Below are 21,883 nucleotides of genomic sequence, written 5' to 3' on the forward strand. Positions count from 1 at the left end.
GCTTCTTGGCGAACTTGGTCCGCAGGAACTTCTCGGTTCCCTCGGTCGGCCGGTGGTACATCCACGACAACAGGCCCAGCGCGAACATGTTCTTGGAGCGCTCGGCTTCTTTACGGGAGAGCTCGAAGTCCTTCAGCGCCTCGACGGTCATCGTCGTGAGCGGGACGGGATGGACGTTGTAACCGTCCAGTGAGCCGTCCTCCAGCGGGCTGGCGGCATAGCCGACCTTCTGCATCGCCCGTTTGGTGAACTCGTCCGTGTTGACGATGATCTCGGCGCCGCGCGGCACGTCGGCGATGTTCGCCCTGAGGGCCGCCGGGTTCATGGCCACCAGGACGTTGGGCGCGTCGCCCGGTGTGAGGATGTCGTGGTCGGCGAAGTGCAGTTGAAACGACGAAACGCCCGGCAGTGTGCCTGCGGGCGCGCGGATCTCGGCAGGGAAGTTCGGCAGGGTCGAGAGGTCGTTGCCGAAGGAGGCCGTCTCGGATGTGAAGCGGTCGCCGGTGAGCTGCATGCCGTCACCGGAGTCCCCCGCGAACCGGATGATGACCCGGTCGAGCCGGCGGACGTCCTTCGCCCCCGGCGGTTTGCGCTGTTCTCCTACGACGGCTTCGTCGGCCTGTTCCGCTGGGCTGCTGACCTTGCTCGTCACTGAACTGGACCTCCTTTGAGGCGGCTGTCCGGGAGTGGCCTTCCCGCAGACCCTTCCTTTTCCAACCCTACGTCGGTAAGGGTCGCCTTCCTTAGGCCATTCGCATGGTGGACACCGTTTTGAGACGATCTGACATCATGATGTGTCACGATTTTTCCGCCCCCGGCCTCTTCCTTGAACGACGTTCCCCGCCCGTCCTTTGGTTCCGCTCGACAGCTGACAGACTGTCAGTTCTTCATGAGTTCAGGTATGTGAGGACGGCCAGAACACGCCGGTGATCCCCGTCACTTTGTGACAGGCCGAGCTTCTGGAAGATGTTGCTGACGTGCTTCTCGACGGCGCCGTCGCTGACCACCAGCTGCCGGGCGACGGCGGAGTTCGTCCGGCCCTCGGCCATGAGCCCGAGAACCTCGCGTTCCCTCGGTGTCAGTCCGGCCAGCACGTCCTGCTTGCGGCTGCGGCCCAGCAGCTGCGCCACGACCTCCGGGTCGAGCGCGGTACCCCCCTGGGCCACCCGCACCACGGCGTCCACGAACTCGCGCACCTCGGCGACCCGGTCCTTGAGCAGGTAGCCGACGCCGCGGCTCGAACCGGCCAGCAGTTCGGTGGCGTACCGCTCCTCCACGTACTGTGACAGTACGAGCACACCGAGTCCCGGATGGGACTTGCGCAGTTGCACGGCCGCCCGCACGCCTTCGTCGGTGTGCGTCGGCGGCATCCGTACGTCCGCGACGACGACGTCCGGCAGCGCGTCCTGCGCCGCGAACTCGGTGATGGTCTTGATCAGCGCGTCGCCGTCACCGACCCCTGCCACGACATCATGTCCGCGGTCGGTCAGCAACCGGGTCAGGCCCTCCCTGAGCAGCACTGAATCCTCGGCGATGACTACCCGCACCCTGTCCTCCACGATTCCTCGGCCCCCCAGAGCCCGCCCCCGGCCGCCCCCGGCTCCACCGGGTTCGTGCCCGCTCGTACGACAGACCCCAGCATTCCAGCATTCGGATCGGGACGCGCCCGAGCGGCGTGAAGAGGGGCCCGTGAAGGGCGCCGGGAAGGATCCTGGTGCCTTGAGCCCGGCGCCCCGGCCCGGGCGGGGGCCGGGCCGGCGGTAGGGGCGTGCCGCCCGGTTCCGGCTCGGCGGCGGGGACGTGCCGCCCGGTTCCGGTCTCCGCGCGGGACCGGCTCGGCGCGGGGCGTACCGCAAGGGCGCCGGCCCCGGTTTCCGCCTGCCGCCCCCGCGGGGCGCGTCCGGCGGGCCGCCGGTCCCGGCTCCGCCCTTCGCCACCCCCGCAGGGGTACGCATACGGCGGGTACCCCGGTGGGGTGCACCCGGGGTACCCGCCGTATGCGCAGGTGTCTCAGCCCCGCCAGGGCAGCTCCGCCGTGATGCGGGTGGGACCGGCCGGGGGCGAGTCCACCACCAGGATCCCGTCCACCGCGTCGAGCCGCTCCGTGAGCCCCGCCAGGCCCGACCCCCCGGTGACACCGGCTCCGCCGACTCCGTTGTCGCCGACCTGGATCATCAGCCGGTTCTCCACCCGCCACACATCCACGGTGGCCCGCGTCGCCCGGGAGTGCTTGCTGACGTTCTGCAGGAGTTCGGAGACGGTGAAGTAGGCGATCCCCTCGATCGCGGGCGCCGGCCGCGCCGCCAGATCCACGTCCACCTGCACCGGCACCGTGCACCGCGAGGCCACCGCGGACAGCGCGGCGTCGAGCCCGCGGTCGGTCAGCACCGCCGGATGGATGCCGCGCGCGAGATCCCGCAGTTCCTGCAGCGCCGTCTTGACCTCGCCGTGCGCCTCGTCCACCATCCGCGCCGCGGCCTCGGGGTCCTCGGCCAGTTTCTCCTTGGCGAGCCCCAGGTCCATCGCCAGAGCGACGAGCCGGGCCTGCGCCCCGTCGTGCAGATCGCGCTCGATACGGCGCAGATCGGCGGCGGCCGTGTCGACCACGACCCCCCGGTCGGACTCCAGCTCCACCACGCGCGTGGCCAGCCGCGAGGGGCCGAGCAGTCCGTGCACCATCAGCCGGTCCACGGTCGTCAGCGCCCGCACGATCCACGGGGTCGCCATGGTGAAGAGCAGACCCACCAGCGCGGTCACCGTGATCTCGAACGGGTTGTCCAGGTAGATCGCGTGCGTGCTGTCGCCGTACAGCTGGAGACCGTCCTGACCGCCGTACATCGGGAAGGCCCAGAACCACAGCGGATACGTCAGCAGCGCCCACCCGTACACCCAGAAGTTCAGCGCCACGACGAAGGAGAACACCGACCACGGGAACTGGATCACCGCGTACAGCAGGTGCCGCCACGACGTGCCGCTCTTGAGCACGGCGCCCATCCACGCCATCGCCCCGTGCTTCTTCGCCCTGAGCGGCTCGGGCTCGGCCACCTCGACACCGAGCAGTCCGCGCGCCCGCGCCCGCTCCAGCGAGCCGAGGCCCCGGCAGCCGGCCAGGGCCGCGGCGAGCACCGGAACACCGAGGAAGGTGATCAGCAGGCCCATGCCGAGCGAGACCATCGTGACGGCGAACGTGAACATGAGGATCCCGAGAGGCAGACCCAGCATCACGTAGCCGAACTCGCGCCAGCTGCGGGCCTCGAACGGCGCCCGCAGCGGGGCCGGAAGACGGTGCCGCCGTCCGCCGGTGCCCGCCTCGTCGAATCCGGACCCGCCGCGGTGCCCGTATCCGTGTCCGTACTCCGTGGCCATGGGGTCCGTCCGTTTCTCTGGTCTCGTCCTGCGCCTCGACCCGTGTCCCGCGCGTCGGCTGCTTCCTCAAGCCTGCCGTCCGGGACGCCCGCCGGACATGGAGCGGATCGGCGTCTTGAACGGGGGGTTTTCCCTACCTCGACGAGCCCGGGAGGTCCGCCGGCCGGGGGTCCGGCCATCGGGAGGCGTTCTCGGAACCACTCCGGCCGGAGACCTCCATCGAGTGAACCGCGGGCTCGTTCCGACGGTGACCGCGCGGGCTCGTTCCGACGGTTACCGTGCCGGCTCGTTCTGGCGGTCCCGCCACGGCAGTTCGGCCGTGATGACCGTCGGGCCGCCCACCGGTGAATCGACGACGAACAGCCCGTCCACCGCGCCGAGCCGGTCCGCGAGCCCCGCCATGCCCGTACCGCCGTCGACGCCGGCCCCGCCGCGGCCGTCGTCCCTGACCTGGATGAGCAGACGATCGTCCGTCCGCCAGACGTCGACCGACGCGGACCTCGCCCCGCTGTGCTTGCTGATGTTCTGGAGCAGTTCGGAGACGGTGAAGTACGCGATGCCCTCGATGGCGGCGGCCGGCCGCGTCTCCAGTTCGGAGGTCACCTTCACGGGCACGGTGCACCGCGAGGCGATCGAGGACAGGGCGGCGTCCAGACCCCGGTCGGTGAGGACCGCCGGATGGATCCCGCGGGCCAGGTCACGCAGTTCCTGGAGGGCGAGCTTCACCTCGCCGTGCGCCTCGTCGACCATCGACGCCGCGGCGTCGGGGTCCTCCAGGAGCTTCTCCTTCGCCAGGCCGAGCCCCATCGCGAGGTTGACGAGCCGGGCCTGCGCCCCGTCGTGCAGATCGCGCTCGATACGGCGCAGGTCGGCGGCGGCCGTGTCGACCACCACCCCGCGGTCCGACTCCAGTTCGGCGATGCGCCGCTCCAGCTCGTCGGACGGCGACAGCAGCCCGCGCACCATCGCCCGGTCCACGTTCGTCAGCCCGCGCGCGATGAACGGCAGCACCGGCCACAGCACGAACAGCGACACGAGCGTGATCGTGAAGGTGGCGATGCCCCAGGGCAGCCGTATCAGGTCGTACAGCACCGCCCGCCAGCCCACCGGGTCCTTCAGGCTCGACCACAGCCAGCCGAAGAAGCCGGTCCGGCGCACCGGCAACGGGCTCGGCTCGTCGATCCGCAGCCCCAGCAGCCGCCGCGCCCGCGCCCGCTCCAGCTTGCCCAACTGCCGCGAACCCCGCAGCCCGGCCGCGAGCAGCGGCAGTCCGACGACGGTGACGGCGAGCCCCGCACCCGTGGCGAGCATCGTCACCACGTACACGAACCCGACGATCGAGGCCGGCAGGTTCACCAGGAGATGGGAGATCTCCTTCCAGGTCACCGGGTCCAGCGCGAGACGTACGGCGGGCGGCCGGTCGCCGTCGGACGGGTCGTCCGACGGACCGGCGGGCGGAATGCGTTCGGTCATATCCGCTAGCCTGCCCGGCGGCGCGCCGCCGCGCCATGAGGTGGGCCGCCGCGATGCACTGGGGATAACCCCACCCCCAGGAAAAGACGTGTTTCACACCGTGAGACGTGAACACGTCATCGAGGGCCGAGGGATGGTCGGGGCGTGACGGGCTGCTTACGCTCTCTTTAGCAGGCCCTAGACTCCCGTCCGTACAGATCGTCGAACATGGCGCATCACAGAGTGCGCGACGGCGTACGACAGGGCGCAACGAGGTCAGGGAGTGAGGGGCTGACGTGCCGGAACCGACCGTTGTCACGGCGACCGGGGCCGTCGTCGCGGCGGACTACTTCCAGTCCTACTCGGTCGTCGGACTGCTCGCCGTCGTGGGCGTGCTGTTCGTCGCCGTGGCCTTCGGGGCGGGCCGCCTGCTGCGGCCCGTGGTCCCGACCCCCGAGAAACTCCTGACGTACGAGTGCGGCGTCGACCCCGTCGGCGAGGGCTGGGCCCACACCCAGGTCCGCTACTACGTCTACGCCTTCCTCTACGTCATCTTCGCCGTCGACTCGATCTTCCTCTTCCCCTGGGCCACGGTCTTCGCCGCTCCCGGCTACGGCGCGGCGACGCTCGTCGAGATGTTCATCTTCCTCGGCTTCCTGGCCGTGGGCCTGCTGTACGCATACAAGAAGGGCGTCCTGACATGGACGTGACCCCCTCCGCCCAGGAGCAGCCCGTGCCGGCGCCGGTACCGCTGCCCGAGCCGAAGCGGCTCGGCGTGCTCGCCCGCCTCGCGCCCGAGCCCATGAAGGTGGTCCTGAACTGGGGCCGCCGCTACTCGCTCTGGGTCTTCAACTTCGGCCTCGCCTGCTGCGCGATCGAGTTCATCGCCGCGTCGATGGCCCGCCACGACTTCATCCGCCTCGGCGTGATCCCGTTCGCGCCGGGACCGCGCCAGGCCGACCTGATGGTGGTGTCGGGCACGGTCACGGACAAGATGGCGCCCGCGGTCAAGCGCCTGTACGAGCAGATGCCCGAGCCGAAGTACGTCATCTCCTTCGGCGCCTGCTCCAACTGCGGCGGCCCCTACTGGGACTCCTACTCCGTCACCAAGGGCGTCGACCAGATCATCCCCGTCGACGTCTACGTGCCCGGGTGCCCGCCCCGCCCCGAGGCCCTGCTCCAGGGCATCCTCAAGCTCCAGGAGAAGATCGCCCGGGAATCCCTGGGGGAGCGCTACGGCACCGACGCGCCGCGCCCGTCGGCCGCCGCACTCCAGAGCGGCCTGGTGAAGCCGCCGGCCCCGTCGGCCCCGAGCGTTCCGGACACGGCTGCCACCGCCCCCGGTGAGGAGGAGCGATGACCGTCGGCTGGCTTCCCGGCCCCGCCGAGGAACTCTTCGGCCCCGACGCCACGGCCGAGGAGTCCTACGAGGTCCTGACGGTCGACGTGCCGCCGGCTTCCTGGATCGCGGCCCTGGAGACGGCCCGCTCCACCCTGGGCTGCACCTACTTCGACTGGCTGAGCGCCGTCGACGAACCCGGTACGGGCTTCCTCGTCTCGGCCCATGTCGTCGCCCTGTCCCCGCTGCGCCGCCTCCTCGTCCGTACGACCGTCCCGCACCCGGTCCCGGTCCTGCCGTCGGCGGTCTCCGTCTACGCGGGAGCCGCCTGGCACGAGCGCGAGACCCACGAGATGTTCGGGGTGACGTTCGAGGGCCACCCCGGCCTCGACCCCCTGCTGCTCCCGGAGGGCTTCGAGGGCCACCCCCTCCGCAAGGACTTCGTCCTGGCCGCCCGCGTGGCCAAGGCCTGGCCCGGCGCGAAGGAACCCGGCGAGTCCGAGCACGGTGGCCCCAAACGCCGCCAGATGCTGCCGCCCGGCGTCCCCGACCCCAACGAGTGGGGCCCGCTCAAGGGCCAGCTTCCCCCCGCTCCGGCCCGCCCGGCCCGTGGTGCGGCCCGCCCCGCCGGTGACCGCCCGGTCCGCAGGGCCCGTACGGCGGGGGAGGGCTCGGCCAGTCAGACACCCGCCGCCCCCGCCGACGCCGGCGGCACGGCGTCCGCGTCCGCGTCCGCAGCCGCAGCCGCAGCCGCAGCCGCAGCCGCAGCCGCAGGAGCGGGAGCGGGTGCTACGGGAGCAGCCGCGGGGTCCGTCGCGGCGGGTACCGCCTCCGGTGCCGAGGCCGCTCGCCCCGCACGCCGATCCCGCAGCGCGAGCCAGGGCTCAGCCAGCCAACGAACCCAGCAGCCGCCCGCCCCACCGGCGGCGCCCGGGAACGAGCCGACGGCCACACCGACACCGACGGCTGCGCCGGAACCGCAGACTGCGCCGACACCGACGGCTGCCCCGGAACCGAAGGCTCTGCCGGAAGCAGCTGTTCCGAACGAGCCGACGGCCGCGACGGAACCGGCGGCTTCCTCCGGGCCGACCGCTCCGGCGAGTGCCTCGCGGGCAGCAGAGCCCGCCCCGGCGACGAGGCCCGCCAGAAGGCCCGCCGCACCGCGCAGTTCGGACGCGCCGTGGCATCAGCCGAAGCCCGCGTTCGACGACTCGGAACCGAAGCCGGAGCGGGCACAGAAGCCCGAGCCGACCCCCGCGCCGGAGCCCCAGGCCGGGCCCGCCCCGACCTCCGAGGCGAAGCATCAGCCCGAGGCCGGGCTCGCCCCGACTTCTGAGCCGAAGTCGAAACCCGAGCCGAAGTCTGGGCCCGAGCCCGAGCCGAAGCCTGAGCCGAAGCCCGAGCCGCAGGCGAAGGCTGAGCCCCGGCCCGCGGCCGCGCCCGCGCCCGAACCTGAACCCGGCCCCGAACCCCGGCCGGAGTCCTCGCCCGCTCCGGGTGCGAACTCCGAACCCAGCCCCGACGACCCCTCCGGAGGTACGCAGTGAACGACGCTCTCGACGTCGCCCTCCGCCTCCTCGTCGTCTTCGTCGTGTTCCTGACGTTCCCCCTGATCGTCGGCCAGACCGAGCACAAGGTGATGGCCCACATGCAGGGCCGCCTCGGCCCGATGTACGCGGGCGGCTTCCACGGCTGGGCCCAGCTCGTCGCGGACGGCGTGAAGTTCGCGCAGAAGGAGGACATCGTCCCCGCGGGCGCGGACCGGCGTATCTTCCAGCTCGCCCCCGCGGTGGCCCTCCTCCCGTATCTCCTGGTCCTCCTCGCCATCCCGATCGGCCCGGGCGAGGGCGCGGTCGGCCAGGTCGTCGACGCGGGAATCTTCTTCGTCCTCGCCGTCATGGGCGTGGGCGTCCTCGGCTCGCTCATGGCGGGCTGGGCGTCGGCCAACAAGTTCTCCCTCCTCGGCGGCCTGCGCACCGCCGCCCAGCTCCTCGCGTACGAGCTCCCGATGCTCCTGACCGCGGCCTCGGTCGCGATGGCGGCGGGCACGGTCTCGCTCCCCGGCATCGTGGACGCCTTCCGGTGGTGGTGGCTGCCCTGGCAGATTGTCGGCGCGATCGTGTTCTTCGTCGCCGGCCTCGCCGAACTCCAACGGCCCCCCTTCGACATGCCCGTCGCCGACTCCGAGATCATCTTCGGCGCGTACACCGAGTACACCGGCCTGCGTTTCGCCCTGTTCCTGCTCGCCGAGTACGCCGGAATCGTCGTCCTGTGCGGTCTGACCACCGTCCTCTTCCTGGGCGGCTGGCACGGCCCCTGGGGCGCCGACGGCCTCGGCTGGGTCTGGACCCTCCTGAAGGCCGCGATCCTCGCCTTCGTCGTCATCTGGCTCCGCGTCACCTACCCCCGCCTGCGCGAGGACCAGCTCCAGAAACTCTCCTGGACCCTCCTCGTCCCCCTGTCCCTCGCCCAGATCGCCCTCACCGGCATCGTCAAGGTGGTGATCGCGTAACCATGGCCCCCATTCCTGGCTCCGGCCTCGCCAAGGGCCTGGCCGTCACCCTCCGCACGATGACGAAGAAGACCGTCACCGCGCAGTACCCGGACGTCCAGCCCGAACTCCCGCCCCGCACCCGTGGAGTCATCGCCCTCTTCGAGGAGAACTGCACGGTCTGCATGCTGTGCGCCCGCGAGTGCCCGGACTGGTGCATCTACATCGACTCCCACAAGGAGACGGTCCCGCCCGCCGCCCCGGGCGGCCGTGAGCGCAGCCGCAACGTCCTCGACCGCTTCGCCATCGACTTCTCGCTGTGCATGTACTGCGGTATCTGCATCGAGGTCTGTCCTTTCGACGCCCTGTTCTGGACTCCGGAGTTCGAGTACGCGGAGACCGACATCCACGAACTCACCCACGAACGCGACAAGCTCCGCGAGTGGATGTGGACCGTCCCGGCCCCGCCCGCCCTCGACCCCGGCGCCGAGGAGCCCAAGGAGATCGCGGCCGCCCGCAAGACCGCCGACAAACTCGCGGCCGAACAGGCAGCCGAGGCCGAACGAGCGGCCCAGGCAGCCCAGGCGGCTCAGGCGGCCCAGGCCGAAGAGTCGGCCCCGGCGGCTGAGCCGACGCAGCCGACGCAGCCGACGCAGGCAACGAAGCCCGAAGACGCCCGGCGGCCGGAGCCTCCGGTCACACCCCCCTCCGGCCCGCAGGAGGGACAGTCGTGACCTTCGCAGCAGCCACGGCCACGGCGGCCCACGCGGCCACCGTCACCGCCGAGCACCACGGCTTCCTCTCCCCGACCGGCGTCGAGATCGCCTTCCTCCTCGTCGGCCTGCTCACGTTCGGCGCCGCGCTCGTCACCGTCACCACCAAGCAGCTGGTGCACGCCGCCCTGTGGCTGGTGGTCGCCCTCGGTGGCCTCGCCGTCGAATACCTCCTGCTGACGGCCGAGTTCATCGCCTGGGTACAGGTCCTCATCTACGTCGGTTCCGTCGTCGTCCTCCTTCTGTTCGGTCTGATGCTCACCAGGGCCCCGATCGGCCGCTCCCCGGACGCCGACTCCGGCAATCGCTGGGCGGCCCTGACCGTGGCCGTCGCCTCGGCCGGTGCCCTGGTCTGGGTCGTCGTCGACGCGTTCCGTACGACCTGGGTCGATCTGGACGGTGCCGCCGCCGGCTCCACCGAGGTGACCGGAGCGAGCCTCTTCCAGAACTGGGTCCTTCCCTTCGAAGCGCTCTCCGTCCTCCTCCTCGCCGCCCTGGTCGGCGCGATCGTCCTCTCCCGCAAGGCGAAGGCGGACACCGCCGCGGCGGCCACCCCGGCCACCACCCCGCGTGTCCCCGGAAGCCGTGACGGCAAGCAGGACAAGGAAGGTGTCCGCTGATGCACCTCGCCTATCCCGCCGTGCTCGCCGCCCTCCTGTTCTGCACGGGCCTGTACGGGGTCCTGGCGCGCCGCAACGCGATCCTGGTCCTGATGTCGGTCGAGCTGATGCTCAACGCCGTCAACCTGAACCTCGTCGCCTTCGACGTCTGGCTCTCCAGGGCCGCCCTCGACACGCTGCACTCCGGCCAGGCCCTGACCCTGTTCACCATCGCCATCGCCGCCGCCGAGATCGGCATCGGCCTGGCGATCGTCCTCGCCGTGTACCGCAACCGCGGCACCTCGGACATCGACAAGCTCCGCGACACCGCCGAGGGCCACGGCCCGGACGGCCCCGACAGCGACGCCCCCGCGGCCGAGAAGGCTGAGGCCACCGCGTGACCACGACCACCCTCGCCGTCCTCGTCCCCCTCCTTCCGTTCCTCGGTGCCGTCGCCGGACTCCTCCTCGGCCGCACGGCCCCGGGCCTCGTCCGCCCGCTCGCGGTCCTGCCCGTCCTCGCCTCGCTCGCCCTCGCCGTGACGGTCGCGGTCGACCAGGGCGGCGGCCTGGCCATCAACTCGCACACCGAACTCACCCCGACCGGCTCGGTCCCCATCGAACTGGGCCTGCACATCGACGGCTTCGCCGCCCTCGTCGCCGTCCTCGTCGGCGTCGTCGCGACCTGTGTGCAGATCTACTCGACGGGCTACCTGCACGACGACCCGCGCTACCCCTCGTACGCCGCGCTCGTCTCCCTGTTCACCTCCGCGATGCTGGTCGTCGTCTACTCCAGCGACCTGATGGTGCTCCTGGTCGGCTGGGAGATCATGGGCATCTGCTCGTACTTCCTGGTCGGCCACTACTGGGAGACCCCGGAGGCCCGCGCCGCCTCCCTCAAGGCATTCCTGGTCACCAAGCTCGGCGACGTCCCCTTCCTCATCGGTCTGTTCGCGCTGGCCACCGACGCCGGCTCCTTCCGGATCACCACGGTCCTCGGCACCGTGGCGAGCGGCGGGCTGCACCACCCGACCCTTGTCGCCCTGCTGCTCCTCGCGGGCGTGGCGGGCAAGTCGGCGCTGTTCCCGCTCCACACCTGGCTGCCCGACGCGATGGCGGGCCCCACACCCGTCTCCGCGCTGATCCACGCCGCGACGATGGTCGCCGCCGGTATCTACTTCGTCGCCCGACTCCTCCCCGTCTTCCAGGCATCCGCAGCCGCGATGGTCGTCCTCGCCGTCATGGCCGGCGTCACGATGGTCGGTTCGGGCCTCGCGGCACTCGCCCAGGACGACATCAAGCGGGTCCTCGCCTACTCGACGATCGGTCAGCTCGGCTACATGGCCGGTGCCCTCGCCGTCGGCGACCGCGGCGCCGCCGTCTTCCACCTCCTCGCGCACGGCGCCTTCAAGGCGCTGCTGTTCCTCGCCGCCGGCGTGATCATCCACGCCACCGGCACCAACTCCCTGGCCGCCATGTCCCGGATGAAGGACCTGCGCACCCGGGTTCCCGACGCCTTCTGGACGATGACCGTGGCGCTGCTCGCGCTCGCCGCGATCCCTCCCTTCAGCGGTTTCTTCTCCAAGGAGGCCGTCCTCGGCGCCGCCGAGCACGTCGCCACCGGTCACACCGAACAGGCCCCCGGCGCCGCGGGCTGGATCGTCCTGGTCACCGGCCTGGTCACCGCCGTCCTCACCGCCGCGTACGCGACCCGGCTGTGGCTGCTGGCCTTCCGCGGTCACGGAGCCGAGGCCCCCGACCACGGCCGGCAGCCGGTCACCATGACGGCCGTGCTGTGGGTGCTCGCCGTCCCCTCGCTCGCGTTCGGTCTGGCGTTCGGCCCGCTGCCCGACTGGTTCGACGGCCGCGACCTGACGCCCGTCCTCACCACCTCGGTGCTCGGCACAGGACTCGCCCTGGTCGGCGGGATCGTCACCTACGGAGCCTGGCGGCACACCACCGCTCTGGCGGCCCGCGTCCCTCTTGGCGCGGTCGCGGCCCACCCGGACGCCGACGCCGGACACGTCGAGGCCGAGGCCGTCGCCGCCCACGAACCCGTCTTCGGAAACGTCGCCCAGGCCCCCGACCCGGCGGACCCGGGCCGGCTGCTGCTCGGCCCGCTGCACCGCCACGCGGCCGTCGGCTTCCACCTCGACGCCGTGTACTCGGTGCTGTTCGTCCGCCCGGTCCAGGCCGGAGCCTCGCTCGTCCGGTTCCTCGACCGCGAGGTCGTCGACACCTACGTACGCGGCGCGGGCGCCCTACCCCGCTGGCTCGGCACCGCCGTACGGCGGGCGCAGACCGGCAATGTGCAGACCTATGTGAGCGCGCTGCTCGCCGGCACCGTCGTCCTGGTGGTCGCCGTCCTCCTCGTCGCCACGGGAGCGTGAGCAGGCGTGATCGATATCAGTGAATCCGTGATGCAGATTCTTCTCGCGTTGATCGTCGTCGGACCGCTCGTCGGGGCCGTCGCCGCCCTTCTTCCGGCCCCGCCGGGACTGAAGGGGAAGTCGCCCGAACAGGCGGTGCTGCGGCACGGCGTGACCGTCACCGGCGTGGTCCTCATCGCCGCGATCGTCCTCGCGCTCGGCTTCGACCACGACCACCCGTCGAAGATGCAGGCCACGACGGACATCAGCTGGATCCCCGCACTCGACGTGCGGATCCACCTCGGCGTCGACGGCATTTCCCTCCCCCTTCTGGTCCTGACCGCGCTGCTGACCTTCCTCTGCGCGCTGTACTCCTACTTCAAGATGCCCGCGGGCCCGACCCCGAAGGCATTCGTCGCCCTGCTGCTCGTCCTCGAGTCCGGCACCCTCGCGACCTTCGCCGTCCTCGATCTGCTGCTGTTCTTCCTCGCGTTCGAGACGGTCCTCATCCCGATGTACTTCCTCATCGCACGGTGGGGAGGCGCCCAGCGCCAGGCCGCGGCCTGGAAGTTCATCCTCTTCACCCTGCTCGGTTCCGTCGTCATGCTGCTGGGCCTGCTCCTGATCGGAATCAAGGCGGGCACATTCGACATGGTGGCACTCGCCACTGACAACGGCCGGTCGCTGAGCACGTCCGTGCAGGTCACCGCCGTTCTGGCGATCGGGATCGGGCTCGCGGTCAAGACGCCGATGTGGCCGCTGCACAGCTGGCTGCCCGACGCCCACACCGCCGCCCCGACCGTCGGCTCGGTCCTGCTGGCCGGCGTCATGCTGAAGATGGGAACGTACGGGTTCGTCCGGATCCTGCTGCCCATCACACCCGGCGGCTTCCGCACCTTCGCCCCCTACCTCGCCGCCTTCGCGGTGGTCGGAATCATCTACGGTTCCCTGGCCTGTCTGGCCCTCGCCAAGCAGGGCGCGAAGGGCGACCTCAAGCGGCTCATCGCCTACTCCTCCGTCGGCCACATGGGCTTCGTCCTGCTCGGCATCTCGACGATGACCGCGACCGGCGTCAACGGCGCGCTGTTCGCCAACATCGCCCACGGCCTCATCACCGGCCTCCTCTTCTTCCTCGTCGGAGCGCTGAAGGACCGCACGGGCACCACCGACCTCGACGCCCTCGCCGAGGAGTCCGGCGCCGCGCTGTACGGCAAGGCACCGCGCCTCGGCGGCCTGCTGGCCTTCGCCGCCGTCGCCTCGCTCGGGCTGCCGGGCCTCGCCGGGTTCTGGGGTGAGATGCTGGCCATGTTCGGCGCGTTCGAGCCCGCCGCCGGCCTCAGCCGTCCCGCCTATCTGACGTTCATGACGATCGCCGCGTTCGGCACCCTGCTCACCGCCGCGTACATGCTCATCGTCGTACGCCGCGTCTGCATGGGCGCGACGCCCCGTGAGTCGCCGCAACTCCTCGACGTCCAGACCTACGAGTTCGCCGCCTGGACGCCGCTCGTCGCCCTCACCGTCGTCGCCGGCCTGTGGCCCCGGGCCCTGCTCGGCCTGACCGACCCGGCCGTACAGCAGCTCCTCGCAGGAGGCACCCGATGAGTTCCCTGGTCCAGTCCGTCGACTGGCTCGCCATCGCGCCGCCCACCCTCGCGGCGGTCGTCGGACTCGTCGTGCTCGTCACCGACCTCTTCATCGGCGAGACGAGGAAGGCCGTACTCGGCTGGACGTCCGTGGCGGGCCTCGCCGTGTCCGCGTTGCTGCTGCTTCCCCTGCGGAACGGCGACCGGGCCACGTTCTGCCTGACGGGCGCCACCGACACCTGCAGCTACGTGGCCGACCGCTTCACCCTGGTCATCCAGCTCCTGGTCCTCGGCGGCGCGCTCCTCGTGGCCCTGCTGTCGGTCACCGCCCTGAAGGACGCCGACAGGGAACTCCCCGAGGGGGAGTACTGGTTCCTGCTGCTCTCCTCGGCCGCCGGCGCCGCCCTCCTGCCCGCCTCCCGCGACCTCGCGACCCTCATCGTCGCCCTCGAAGTCGCCTCGCTGCCGGCCTTCGCCCTCGTCGGCATCAAACGCGGCGACAAGAAGTCCTCGGAAGCGGCCCTGAAGTTCTTCCTGTCCTCCGTCACCGCGACCGCGGTCAGCCTGATGGGCGTCAGCTTCGTCTACGCGACGACAGGCACTCTCTACCTCACCCGGATCGCGGACCGGATCCAGCACGTCGACGGGCAGTTCCACACCCTCGCCCAGACGGGCGTCGTCCTCACCCTCGTCGGCTTCGCCTTCAAGACGGCCGCCGTGCCCTTCCACTTCTGGGTGCCCGACACCTACGTGGGGGCGCCCCTGCCGATCGCCGCCTATCTGTCGGTCGTCGGCAAGGCGGTCGGATTCTCGGGGCTCATCCTCGTCACCGTCGTCGCCTTCCCCTCGTACGCGGACGTCTGGGGCCCGGCGCTGGCGGCGCTGGCGGCCCTCACCATGACGGTCGGGAACGTCGGCGCCCTGCGGCAGCGGTCCACGCGCGCGTACAGCGCGGTACGGCTGCTCGCCTGGTCCTCCGTCGGCCAGGCCGGCTACCTCCTGGTCCCGATCGCGGCCGCCGCCTACTCCGAGGACGCCCGGAAGGCCATCGGCTCGACCGTCGCGTACGCCCTCATGTACGCCGCCGTGAACCTGGGAGCCTTCTCCGTGACCGCCCTGGTGGCCCGCCGAAACCCCCTGAACCGCATCAGCGACTACCGCGGCCTGTACGCCGAGAGCCCCCTGTCCGCGCTGGTCCTCGGCTTCTTCCTGCTCTGCCTCGCCGGTCTGCCGCCGGGCATCATCGGCCTCTTCGCCAAGGTGACCGTCTTCTCCGCGGCCGTCGACGCCGGGCTCGGCTGGCTGGCCGTCGTCATGGCCGTCAACGTGGTCATCGCGCTCTTCTACTACCTCCAGTGGACGGCGCTGCTCTTCCGCGCTCCCGAGGGCGAGCCGGGCACGCACCGGGCACCGGCCCCGCTCACCGCGGCCATCGCCCTGACGGCCGTCCTGGGCGTCGTCCTGTCCGGAGCGCCCCAGCTGATCCTCCGCTTCTCGGGGACCGTTCTCTTCTGACCCACCACTCCCGGGACGTCTCCTCCGAGCCTCCCATCCGCCTGCGCGATCGGCTTCCCGACCCGGTCCGACCCGGCTCTCCGGCGTCCGCCCGACCCGGTCCCTCCGCCTCGCACCACCGGCACGCGCGCGCGTGGACGCCGTCCGAATCACCCGGACGGCCCACGCGCCGGGCCCCGCGCACAAGGGAACTAGTGCTTCCCGTCTGGCGTTGACCAGTACGGGAGGGTCCACTGAAGAGTGGAAGCAGAGCACCAGACAAGCAAAGGGTTCCCCCGCCGCACGACTTGGAGGGCTACCGTGCACCGCCGGCACAATGGGCTCAGGACAGCCGTACTCCTCGGGGGACTGTCCGCACTCATCATCGTCATCGGCAGCTTCTTCGGGCGCACAGGCCTGATCGTCGCGCTGTTCATCGCGATCGGGACGAACGCGTACGCGTACTGGAACAGCGACAAGCTGGCTCTACGCGCGATGCGTGCCCGCCCGGTGAGCGAGTTCGAGGCCCCGGCCCTGTACCGCATGGTCCGCGATCTCTCGACACAGGCCCGCCAGCCCATGCCGCGCCTGTACATCTCACCGACGGAGGCGCCCAACGCCTTCGCGACGGGCCGCAACCCGCGCAACGCGGCCGTGTGCTGCACCGAGGGCATCCTGCGCATCCTGGACGAGCGCGAGTTGCGCGGTGTCATCGGCCACGAACTCAGTCATGTCTACAACCGCGACATCCTGATCTCGTCCGTGGCCGGCGCCCTTGCTTCCGTGATCATGTTCCTGGTCAATTTCGCCTGGCTGATCCCGGTCGGTCGGTCCAATGACGACGACGGCCCCGGCATTCTGGGGCTGCTCCTGGTCATGATCCTGGGCCCGATCGCCGCTTCCCTCATCCAGCTCGCCATCAGCCGCTCCAGGGAGTACGAGGCGGACGCGTCCGGTGCCCAGCTCACCGGCGACCCTCTCGCCCTCGCGAGCGCGCTGCGCAAGCTCGACGCGGGCACCAAGCAACTTCCGTTGCCTCCCGAGCCGCGCATCGAGACCGCGAGCCACATGATGATCGCGAACCCATTCCGCCCGGGACAGGGAATGTCGAAGATGTTCTCTACGCATCCGCCGATGGCGGAGCGCATCGCCCGGCTCGAGCAGATGGCAGGTCGTCAGCAGTGAAGACAATTCTGAACGTCATATGGCTCGTCCTGAGCGGCTTCTGGCTGTTCCTCGGGTACCTCGCCGCAGGCATCATCCTGTGCATCACCATCATCGGCATCCCCTTCGGCATCGCCGCGTTCCGTATCGGCATCTTCGCGCTGTGGCCGTTCGGCTATACGACGGTGGAGCGCCACGACGCCGGGGCGCCGTCCTGCATCGGCAATGTCCTGTGGCTGGTGCTCGCGGGCTGGTGGCTCGCCCTGGCTCACATCGTCACGGGCATCGCCATGTGCCTGACGATCATCGGTATCCCGTTCGGCATCGCCAACTTCAAGCTCATCCCGATCTCGCTGTTCCCGCTGGGGCGCGAGATCGTGCGCACGGACGAGCCGTTCGCGGGGCGCTAGCCGCACCGGTCCGCTCCCTGTGCTCCGTGGCGAAAACGGGGCGGCGTCCGCCTCGCGTGAGGGTTTTCCACAGGCTGCCCGATTGTCAGTGGCGCGCTGCATCATGAAGCCATGACCGAAATCGAGCAGTTGCTGGCACGGGTTGCCACGGAGGCCCGTAACACCCGCCCGTGGGGCTGGCCTTCGCTCCCCGCGCCCGTGGGCGCGGACGAGGTCGCCCGCGCCGAGGCCGTCCTCGGCTTCCCCCTGCCCGCACTGCTCGCCTCGCTCTATCTTCGGATAGGGGACGGCGGATTCGGTCCGGAATACGGCCTGTTGCCCCTGCTCGAGGGCCAGCCGTCGGGTGAACCCGCGGCCGTTCAGCAGTACCTCGCGAGCCGCGAGAGCGGCCGCAAGGACCCCGAGTGGCCCTGGCCCGAGGGCGTCCTGCCCATATCCCACTGGGGCTGCGGAATGTACGCGTGCGTGGACTGCCAGAGCCCCGACGGCACGGTGCTGCTCTTCGACCCGAACGCCGACCGCGCCGATCACTCCTGGTACGTGGACGCCCCCAAGCTCGCGACCTGGCTGCTCGCGTGGCTTGAGGGAACGGGCTGGTACGAGGAGTCCAACGACGGTGCGGACCTCCCCCTCTGGCCCGACTTCCCCCTGCGTACGACAGCGCCCCGGGCTTCCTGACCGCCCGGGCCCCGACCGGCCACGTACGTGGCGTTCACCGCGTTCGAGCGGAGGTTTCCGTGTTCGTCGAGATCGTCTTCTCCGGCCTGCCGATCGACCGTGACGAGGTCGAAGAGGAACTGGAGGCCGAGTTCGGCTCCGACGGCGAGATCACGGGCGCGGGCACCGGCATGGGGCGCTGCCATCTCGACCTGGAGATCGAGAGATGCCCGGACCCGGATGCGGCACTGGACCGGGTCCGGCGTGTGCTGGCCGGTCTCGGCGTCCAGGAGTGCGCGACGCTCAACGTCAGCGACTGATCGGGCGGCCACCGTCCGGACGCCCCGCACGCCCCGCACGCCCGAGCCGAACGTCCGACGGTGCCCGACGGGTTCGGGTCCGCCGCGGCCGGCCCGGTGGACCGGCGGCGCGGTCGCGGCTCTAGCGCGCGGCGGTCCACAGCCGTACGCCGTACGCGGCCGCCCCCACCGTCAGTACGGCCGCTCCCACGATCACCGAGACACCCGGCAGAGCGAAGGCCAGCGTCACACAGCCGAGGAGTCCGAGCACCGGGACGACCCGTGCTGCCGGGGCCGGACCCAGTGTCCACGCGGAGGCGTTGGCGATCGCGTAGTAGGCCAGCACACCGAAGGAGGAGAAGCCGATCGCGCCGCGCACGTCCACGGTCGCGGCCAGCGCGGCGACCACCACGCCCACGGCCAGTTCGGCCCGGTGCGGGACCTGGAAGCGCGGATGGACGGCGGCCAGGGCGCCCGGCAGATGACGGTCGCGGGCCATGGCCAGCGTGGTCCGTGAGACACCAAGGATCAGGGCGAGAAGAGAGCCGAGCGCGGCCACGGCGGCCCCCACCCGCACGATCGGCACGAGCCCCGGCAGACCGGCCGCCCGTACGGCGTCCGCCAGCGGTGCCGGGGCGAGTCCCAGCCCGTCCGGCCCGAGCACCGAAAGGACGGCGACGGTGACCGCCGCGTACACCGCGAGCGCGATGCCCAGAGCCAACGGGATCGCGCGCGGAATGGTGCGTGCCGGATCGCGTACCTCTTCCCCGAGCGTCGCGATCCGCGCGTACCCGGCGAACGCGAAGAAGAGCAGACCGGCCGCCTGAAGAACCCCGTTCACACCGGACGACAGCCCGACGTCCAGCCGCCCGGCGTCAAAGGCACCGGAACCCAGACACCCCACCACCACGGAGGCGAGGACCGCCAGGACCACTGCCACGATCACCCGCGTCAGCCGGGCCGACTTCCGCATGCCGCCGTAGTTCACGGCGGTGAGCACGACCACCGCGGCGACCGCCACCGCGTGAGCGTGCGACGGCCAGACGTACGCGCCCACGGTGAGCGCCATCGCCGCGCAGGAGGCCGTCTTGCCGACGATGAACGACCAGCCCGCCAGATACCCCCAGAAGGCCCCCAGCCGCTCGCGCCCGTAGACGTACGTGCCGCCGGAAGCGGGGTACAGGGCGGCCAGGCGGGCCGAGGACATCGCGTTGCAGTAGGCGACCGCCGCGGCGACCGCGAGTCCGAGCAGGAGCCCGGATCCGGCCGCCCGCGCGGCGGGGCCGAGCGCCGCGAAGATGCCGGCACCGATCATCGAGCCGAGCCCGATGACCACGGCGTCACCGGTTCCCAGCGTGCGGCGCAACTCGGGACTCGACGGCGTCATGCACCGCACCCTACTGACCGTCGCAACCGTCCGGAGCCCGGGCGACGTCCTGTTCATCAGCGCGACGCCGACACGGTGTCGACGTACGTGACCCGCTCCGGAGACGGACAGCGCGGGTACGGCCCGCCCGGACCGAATTCGCAGGGACGGGACAGCGTGAGTACAGGACGGAAGGGCAGGCTCAGAACATGGGCATCATCAGCTGGATCATTCTGGGGCTGCTGGCCGGCGCCATCGCCAAGTTCCTGCTCCCGGGGCGCGACCCGGGCGGTTTCATCGGGACGACCGTCATCGGTGTCGTGGGCGCGTTCGTCGGCGGCTGGATATCGGCCCGCTGGCTGGACCACCCCATCAGCAAGCACTTCTACGACGGCGCCACTTGGGCCGCCGCCATCGGCGGCTCGCTCGTCCTGCTGATCCTCTACCGCGTCCTGTTCGGCGACTCGCGCCGCTGACCTCGCGTCGCGGGGCCGGTCGCAGGCAGACGAGGAAGGGTGGACACCAAAGGTGTCCACCCTTCCTCGTACGGTCGGCGCGCCACCGTGCGGGGTGCCCCGGCGGACGTCCGCCCGTCGTTCTACCGGTAGTTCACGAACTGCAGGGCGAAGTCGAAGTCCTTGCCCTTGAGGAGGGCCTGAACAGCCTGCAGGTCGTCACGGCTCTTCGAGCTGACACGCAGCTCGTCGCCCTGCACCTGGGCCTTCACACCCTTGGGGCCCTCGTCGCGAATGATCTTCGCCACCTTCTTGGCGTTCTCCTGGGAGATGCCTTCCTCGATCGTCGCGAAGATCTTGTACTCCTTGCCGGAGAGCTGGGGCTCACCGGCGTCCAGCGACTTCAGCGAGATGCCCCGCTTGATCAGCTTGGTCTCGAACACATCGAGGATGGCCTTCACCCGCTCCTCGGAGTTCGCCTCCATGAGGATCTTCTCGCCGGACCAGGAGATGGAGGCGCCGACGTTCTTGAAGTCGTAGCGCTGCGAGATCTCCTTGGCGGCCTGGTTGAGGGCGTTGTCGACCTCCTGCCGCTCGACCTTCGAGACGATGTCGAAACTGGAGTCGGCCATGTCCTGTGGCTCCTTGTATCGGGGTGCGTAGGGGTGGCCGTCGAGCCCGGCGTGGGCCTCCGGCCGCATCCGCATAAGCCTAGCCACCCCCCTCCCCCCCAGGCGTCGATCAATTGGGTGGCGAAGCATCCCCGAGCATCAGGTATCGTTTACGTCGTTGCCAGGGAGCACCGCGAAAGCGAGGCTCAAGGGCAGCAAACCCGGCGGTGTGCCCGAGCGGCCAAAGGGAGCAGACTGTAAATCTGCCGGCTTCGCCTTCCCAGGTTCGAATCCTGGCGCCGCCACACGGGAACCAAGGGCCCGTGACCTGCTTAACGGCAGGTCACGGGCCCTTGGTCGTTTTGGTCGTCAGCGCGCCCTGTGCGCCGCCTTGCGGCGTCGACGTGGTTCGGTGTCGCGCGGACGCGGCCGGGCCGAGATGGGGGCATCGGCGGGGGCGCGTCGCGCTGGTCCGGCCTGAAGTGTTCGGTCCGGCCTTCTGGCGCGCGCCGTCCAAGCCACCAGGGGCGCCTCGCCGCGGGCTGCGGTACGCGGTCCTGTCCGAGGGTGGTCCGGTGGTCGAAGGGGTGTTGAAACGGGTGGCCGGGAAAGTGGATGCGGGTGGGCGGTGTCGGTGACCCTTCACCGCATTCAGGTTCATGCGTGTCACCGTCTGTGAACGGGTAAATCGGGAATCACGCATTGTGTCATTCGCGTGAGTGGTGAAGGAGAGGCATGTTCGGGGGAATGGCAGGTTTCATCGCGGTCGGTGTCACGATTGCGATCTGCGTCGCCGGTGACCGGGCCGCGAAGAAGCGCGAGAAGGATTTCCGGGACAAGTACGGATCCTTCGAGGGGTTCCGCGACCAGGTCGACGCGGAACGCATTCAAGGGGTCCGCAGGGCGAGCGGCGACATCGCCGCGATCAGGGCGCTCCGTCAGGAGTACCCCTACGTCTCGCTCGTGATGGCCAAGCGCTATGTGGACGAACTGCCCGCTTGAGGGCGCTGGTTGCCGCCGGTCGGGCAGCGACGGCGGCCCCGCCATCGGCTTGGCCCGTCGGCGCGATGTCGGCTTGGCGTCGGTTCGATGGGCGCGCGGCTCGGCATGGTTCGGATGCCCCGCTCTCTCTGATCCCCCTGATGCGGCAGGGTCGGCGCGACCTTCGGGCAGTGCTCAGGCATCGCCCGGGGGAAAATTCTCTCGCGCGGTCGTCCCGGATTTCGGGGCGGCTGCGCGCCTTTCTGTGGGTCCGCGTCTCGCGCGCGTCGCGGGGCGACATTTCACCCCGGGGTGACTGGGTCGGCGGGGTGATTTCATTGGTTCATTTCACTTCTTGCCGGATCGTCTGTCGAGTTCCGAGTTCCGAGTTCCGAGTCTTGGATTTCGCGCGGAAAGTGTCTTCGAAGGGTGGGGGATTTCGGTGAATGAAGTCTGTTGAAGTCCGCCGGCGAGG

Annotated in this window: 22 protein-coding genes and 1 tRNA gene; 17 read left to right on the top strand and 6 right to left on the bottom strand. The window is 70.5% G+C overall.

The window, feature by feature from the left end:
* The 4 genes from ACH4S8_RS27605 to ACH4S8_RS27620 all read right to left on the bottom strand — a co-directional run.
* The coding region (locus ACH4S8_RS27605; RefSeq protein WP_398398653.1) for a 2-oxoacid:acceptor oxidoreductase family protein at positions 1–652 on the bottom strand (652 nt) is incomplete at its 3' end.
* Positions 653–887: 235 nt separating this feature from the next.
* Positions 888–1,547, bottom strand: a complete 660-nt coding sequence (locus ACH4S8_RS27610) for a LuxR C-terminal-related transcriptional regulator (protein ID WP_398398656.1) — start codon at positions 1,545–1,547, stop codon at positions 888–890.
* A gap of 463 nt (positions 1,548–2,010) precedes the next feature.
* Positions 2,011–3,366: a sensor histidine kinase gene (locus ACH4S8_RS27615; RefSeq protein ID WP_398398658.1), complete on the bottom strand. Its 1,356-nt coding sequence runs from the start codon at positions 3,364–3,366 to the stop codon at positions 2,011–2,013.
* 273 nt (positions 3,367–3,639) lie between these two features.
* On the bottom strand, positions 3,640–4,839 hold the full coding sequence (locus ACH4S8_RS27620) for a sensor histidine kinase (RefSeq protein WP_398398660.1): 1,200 nt from the start codon (positions 4,837–4,839) through the stop codon (positions 3,640–3,642).
* A gap of 275 nt (positions 4,840–5,114) precedes the next feature.
* Here ACH4S8_RS27620 and ACH4S8_RS27625 point away from each other — a divergent pair, with 275 nt between their 5' ends.
* The 14 genes from ACH4S8_RS27625 to ACH4S8_RS27690 all read left to right on the top strand — a co-directional run bounded on the left by ACH4S8_RS27625 (position 5,115) and on the right by ACH4S8_RS27690 (position 18,016).
* Entirely contained in the window at positions 5,115–5,528 is a 414-nt protein-coding gene (locus tag ACH4S8_RS27625; RefSeq protein ID WP_095936005.1) for an NADH-quinone oxidoreductase subunit A, read from the top strand.
* Positions 5,519–6,178, top strand: a complete 660-nt coding sequence (locus ACH4S8_RS27630) for an NADH-quinone oxidoreductase subunit B (RefSeq protein ID WP_398398663.1) — start codon at positions 5,519–5,521, stop codon at positions 6,176–6,178. Before ACH4S8_RS27625 ends, ACH4S8_RS27630 begins: the two co-directional genes overlap by 10 nt.
* A complete protein-coding gene (locus ACH4S8_RS27635; RefSeq protein ID WP_398398665.1) occupies positions 6,175–7,704 on the top strand; it encodes an NADH-quinone oxidoreductase subunit C in 1,530 nt (509 codons plus the stop codon). The genes ACH4S8_RS27630 and ACH4S8_RS27635 overlap by 4 nt, the downstream gene beginning before the upstream one ends.
* Positions 7,701–8,669: an NADH-quinone oxidoreductase subunit H gene (locus ACH4S8_RS27640; RefSeq protein ID WP_398398667.1), complete on the top strand. Its 969-nt coding sequence runs from the start codon at positions 7,701–7,703 to the stop codon at positions 8,667–8,669. Before ACH4S8_RS27635 ends, ACH4S8_RS27640 begins: the two co-directional genes overlap by 4 nt.
* A 2-nt stretch (positions 8,670–8,671) precedes the next feature.
* Complete coding sequence (locus ACH4S8_RS27645; RefSeq protein WP_398398669.1) at positions 8,672–9,382, top strand: NuoI/complex I 23 kDa subunit family protein; 711 nt, start codon at positions 8,672–8,674, stop codon at positions 9,380–9,382.
* On the top strand, positions 9,379–10,041 hold the full coding sequence (locus ACH4S8_RS27650; protein ID WP_398398672.1) for an NADH-quinone oxidoreductase subunit J: 663 nt from the start codon (positions 9,379–9,381) through the stop codon (positions 10,039–10,041). Before ACH4S8_RS27645 ends, ACH4S8_RS27650 begins: the two co-directional genes overlap by 4 nt.
* On the top strand, positions 10,041–10,421 hold the full coding sequence (nuoK, locus tag ACH4S8_RS27655) for an NADH-quinone oxidoreductase subunit NuoK (RefSeq protein ID WP_398398674.1): 381 nt from the start codon (positions 10,041–10,043) through the stop codon (positions 10,419–10,421). Before ACH4S8_RS27650 ends, nuoK begins: the two co-directional genes overlap by 1 nt.
* Complete coding sequence (locus ACH4S8_RS27660) at positions 10,418–12,409, top strand: NADH-quinone oxidoreductase subunit L (RefSeq protein ID WP_398398677.1); 1,992 nt, start codon at positions 10,418–10,420, stop codon at positions 12,407–12,409. Before nuoK ends, ACH4S8_RS27660 begins: the two co-directional genes overlap by 4 nt.
* Positions 12,410–12,415: 6 nt before the next feature.
* The gene (locus ACH4S8_RS27665; protein ID WP_398398679.1) at positions 12,416–13,990 is read left to right on the top strand and encodes a NuoM family protein; all 1,575 of its coding nucleotides are present in this window, start codon (positions 12,416–12,418) and stop codon (positions 13,988–13,990) included.
* Positions 13,987–15,486, top strand: coding sequence for an NADH-quinone oxidoreductase subunit N (locus ACH4S8_RS27670; protein WP_398398682.1), 1,500 nt, complete (start codon positions 13,987–13,989; stop codon positions 15,484–15,486). Before ACH4S8_RS27665 ends, ACH4S8_RS27670 begins: the two co-directional genes overlap by 4 nt.
* Positions 15,487–15,786: 300 nt before the next feature.
* On the top strand, positions 15,787–16,650 hold the full coding sequence (gene htpX, locus ACH4S8_RS27675; protein WP_103548377.1) for a zinc metalloprotease HtpX: 864 nt from the start codon (positions 15,787–15,789) through the stop codon (positions 16,648–16,650).
* A complete protein-coding gene (locus ACH4S8_RS27680) occupies positions 16,647–17,039 on the top strand; it encodes a YccF domain-containing protein (protein WP_398398685.1) in 393 nt (130 codons plus the stop codon). Before htpX ends, ACH4S8_RS27680 begins: the two co-directional genes overlap by 4 nt.
* A 111-nt stretch (positions 17,040–17,150) precedes the next feature.
* Positions 17,151–17,717 (top strand): SMI1/KNR4 family protein, encoded by a 567-nt coding sequence (locus tag ACH4S8_RS27685; protein WP_398398687.1) that lies wholly within the window; start codon positions 17,151–17,153, stop codon positions 17,715–17,717.
* 59 nt (positions 17,718–17,776) lie between these two features.
* Complete coding sequence (locus tag ACH4S8_RS27690; RefSeq protein ID WP_398398689.1) at positions 17,777–18,016, top strand: hypothetical protein; 240 nt, start codon at positions 17,777–17,779, stop codon at positions 18,014–18,016.
* A gap of 121 nt (positions 18,017–18,137) precedes the next feature.
* On the opposite strand, the gene ACH4S8_RS27695 is transcribed toward ACH4S8_RS27690, so the two are convergent.
* The gene (locus ACH4S8_RS27695) at positions 18,138–19,382 is read right to left on the bottom strand and encodes an APC family permease (RefSeq protein ID WP_398398692.1); all 1,245 of its coding nucleotides are present in this window, start codon (positions 19,380–19,382) and stop codon (positions 18,138–18,140) included.
* A 188-nt stretch (positions 19,383–19,570) separates the two neighbouring features.
* Here ACH4S8_RS27695 and ACH4S8_RS27700 point away from each other — a divergent pair, with 188 nt between their 5' ends.
* Entirely contained in the window at positions 19,571–19,837 is a 267-nt protein-coding gene (locus ACH4S8_RS27700; RefSeq protein WP_328554002.1) for a GlsB/YeaQ/YmgE family stress response membrane protein, read from the top strand.
* Between the two features lie 122 nt (positions 19,838–19,959).
* Here the strand turns inward: ACH4S8_RS27700 and ACH4S8_RS27705 are convergent, their stop codons facing one another.
* Positions 19,960–20,448 carry a YajQ family cyclic di-GMP-binding protein gene (locus ACH4S8_RS27705; RefSeq protein ID WP_037627493.1) on the bottom strand — a complete coding sequence of 163 codons (489 nt, stop codon included), beginning with the start codon at positions 20,446–20,448 and terminating at the stop codon, positions 19,960–19,962.
* Positions 20,449–20,650: 202 nt separating this feature from the next.
* Here ACH4S8_RS27705 and ACH4S8_RS27710 point away from each other — a divergent pair.
* Positions 20,651–20,732, top strand: a tRNA-Tyr gene (locus ACH4S8_RS27710).
* 442 nt (positions 20,733–21,174) lie between these two features.
* Positions 21,175–21,429, top strand: coding sequence for a hypothetical protein (locus ACH4S8_RS27715; protein WP_398398695.1), 255 nt, complete (start codon positions 21,175–21,177; stop codon positions 21,427–21,429).
* Positions 21,430–21,883: the final 454 nt, after the last annotated feature.

It is taken from the genome of Streptomyces sp. NPDC021080 (assembly GCF_044333225.1).
Classification (GTDB): Bacteria; Actinomycetota; Actinomycetes; order Streptomycetales; family Streptomycetaceae; genus Streptomyces.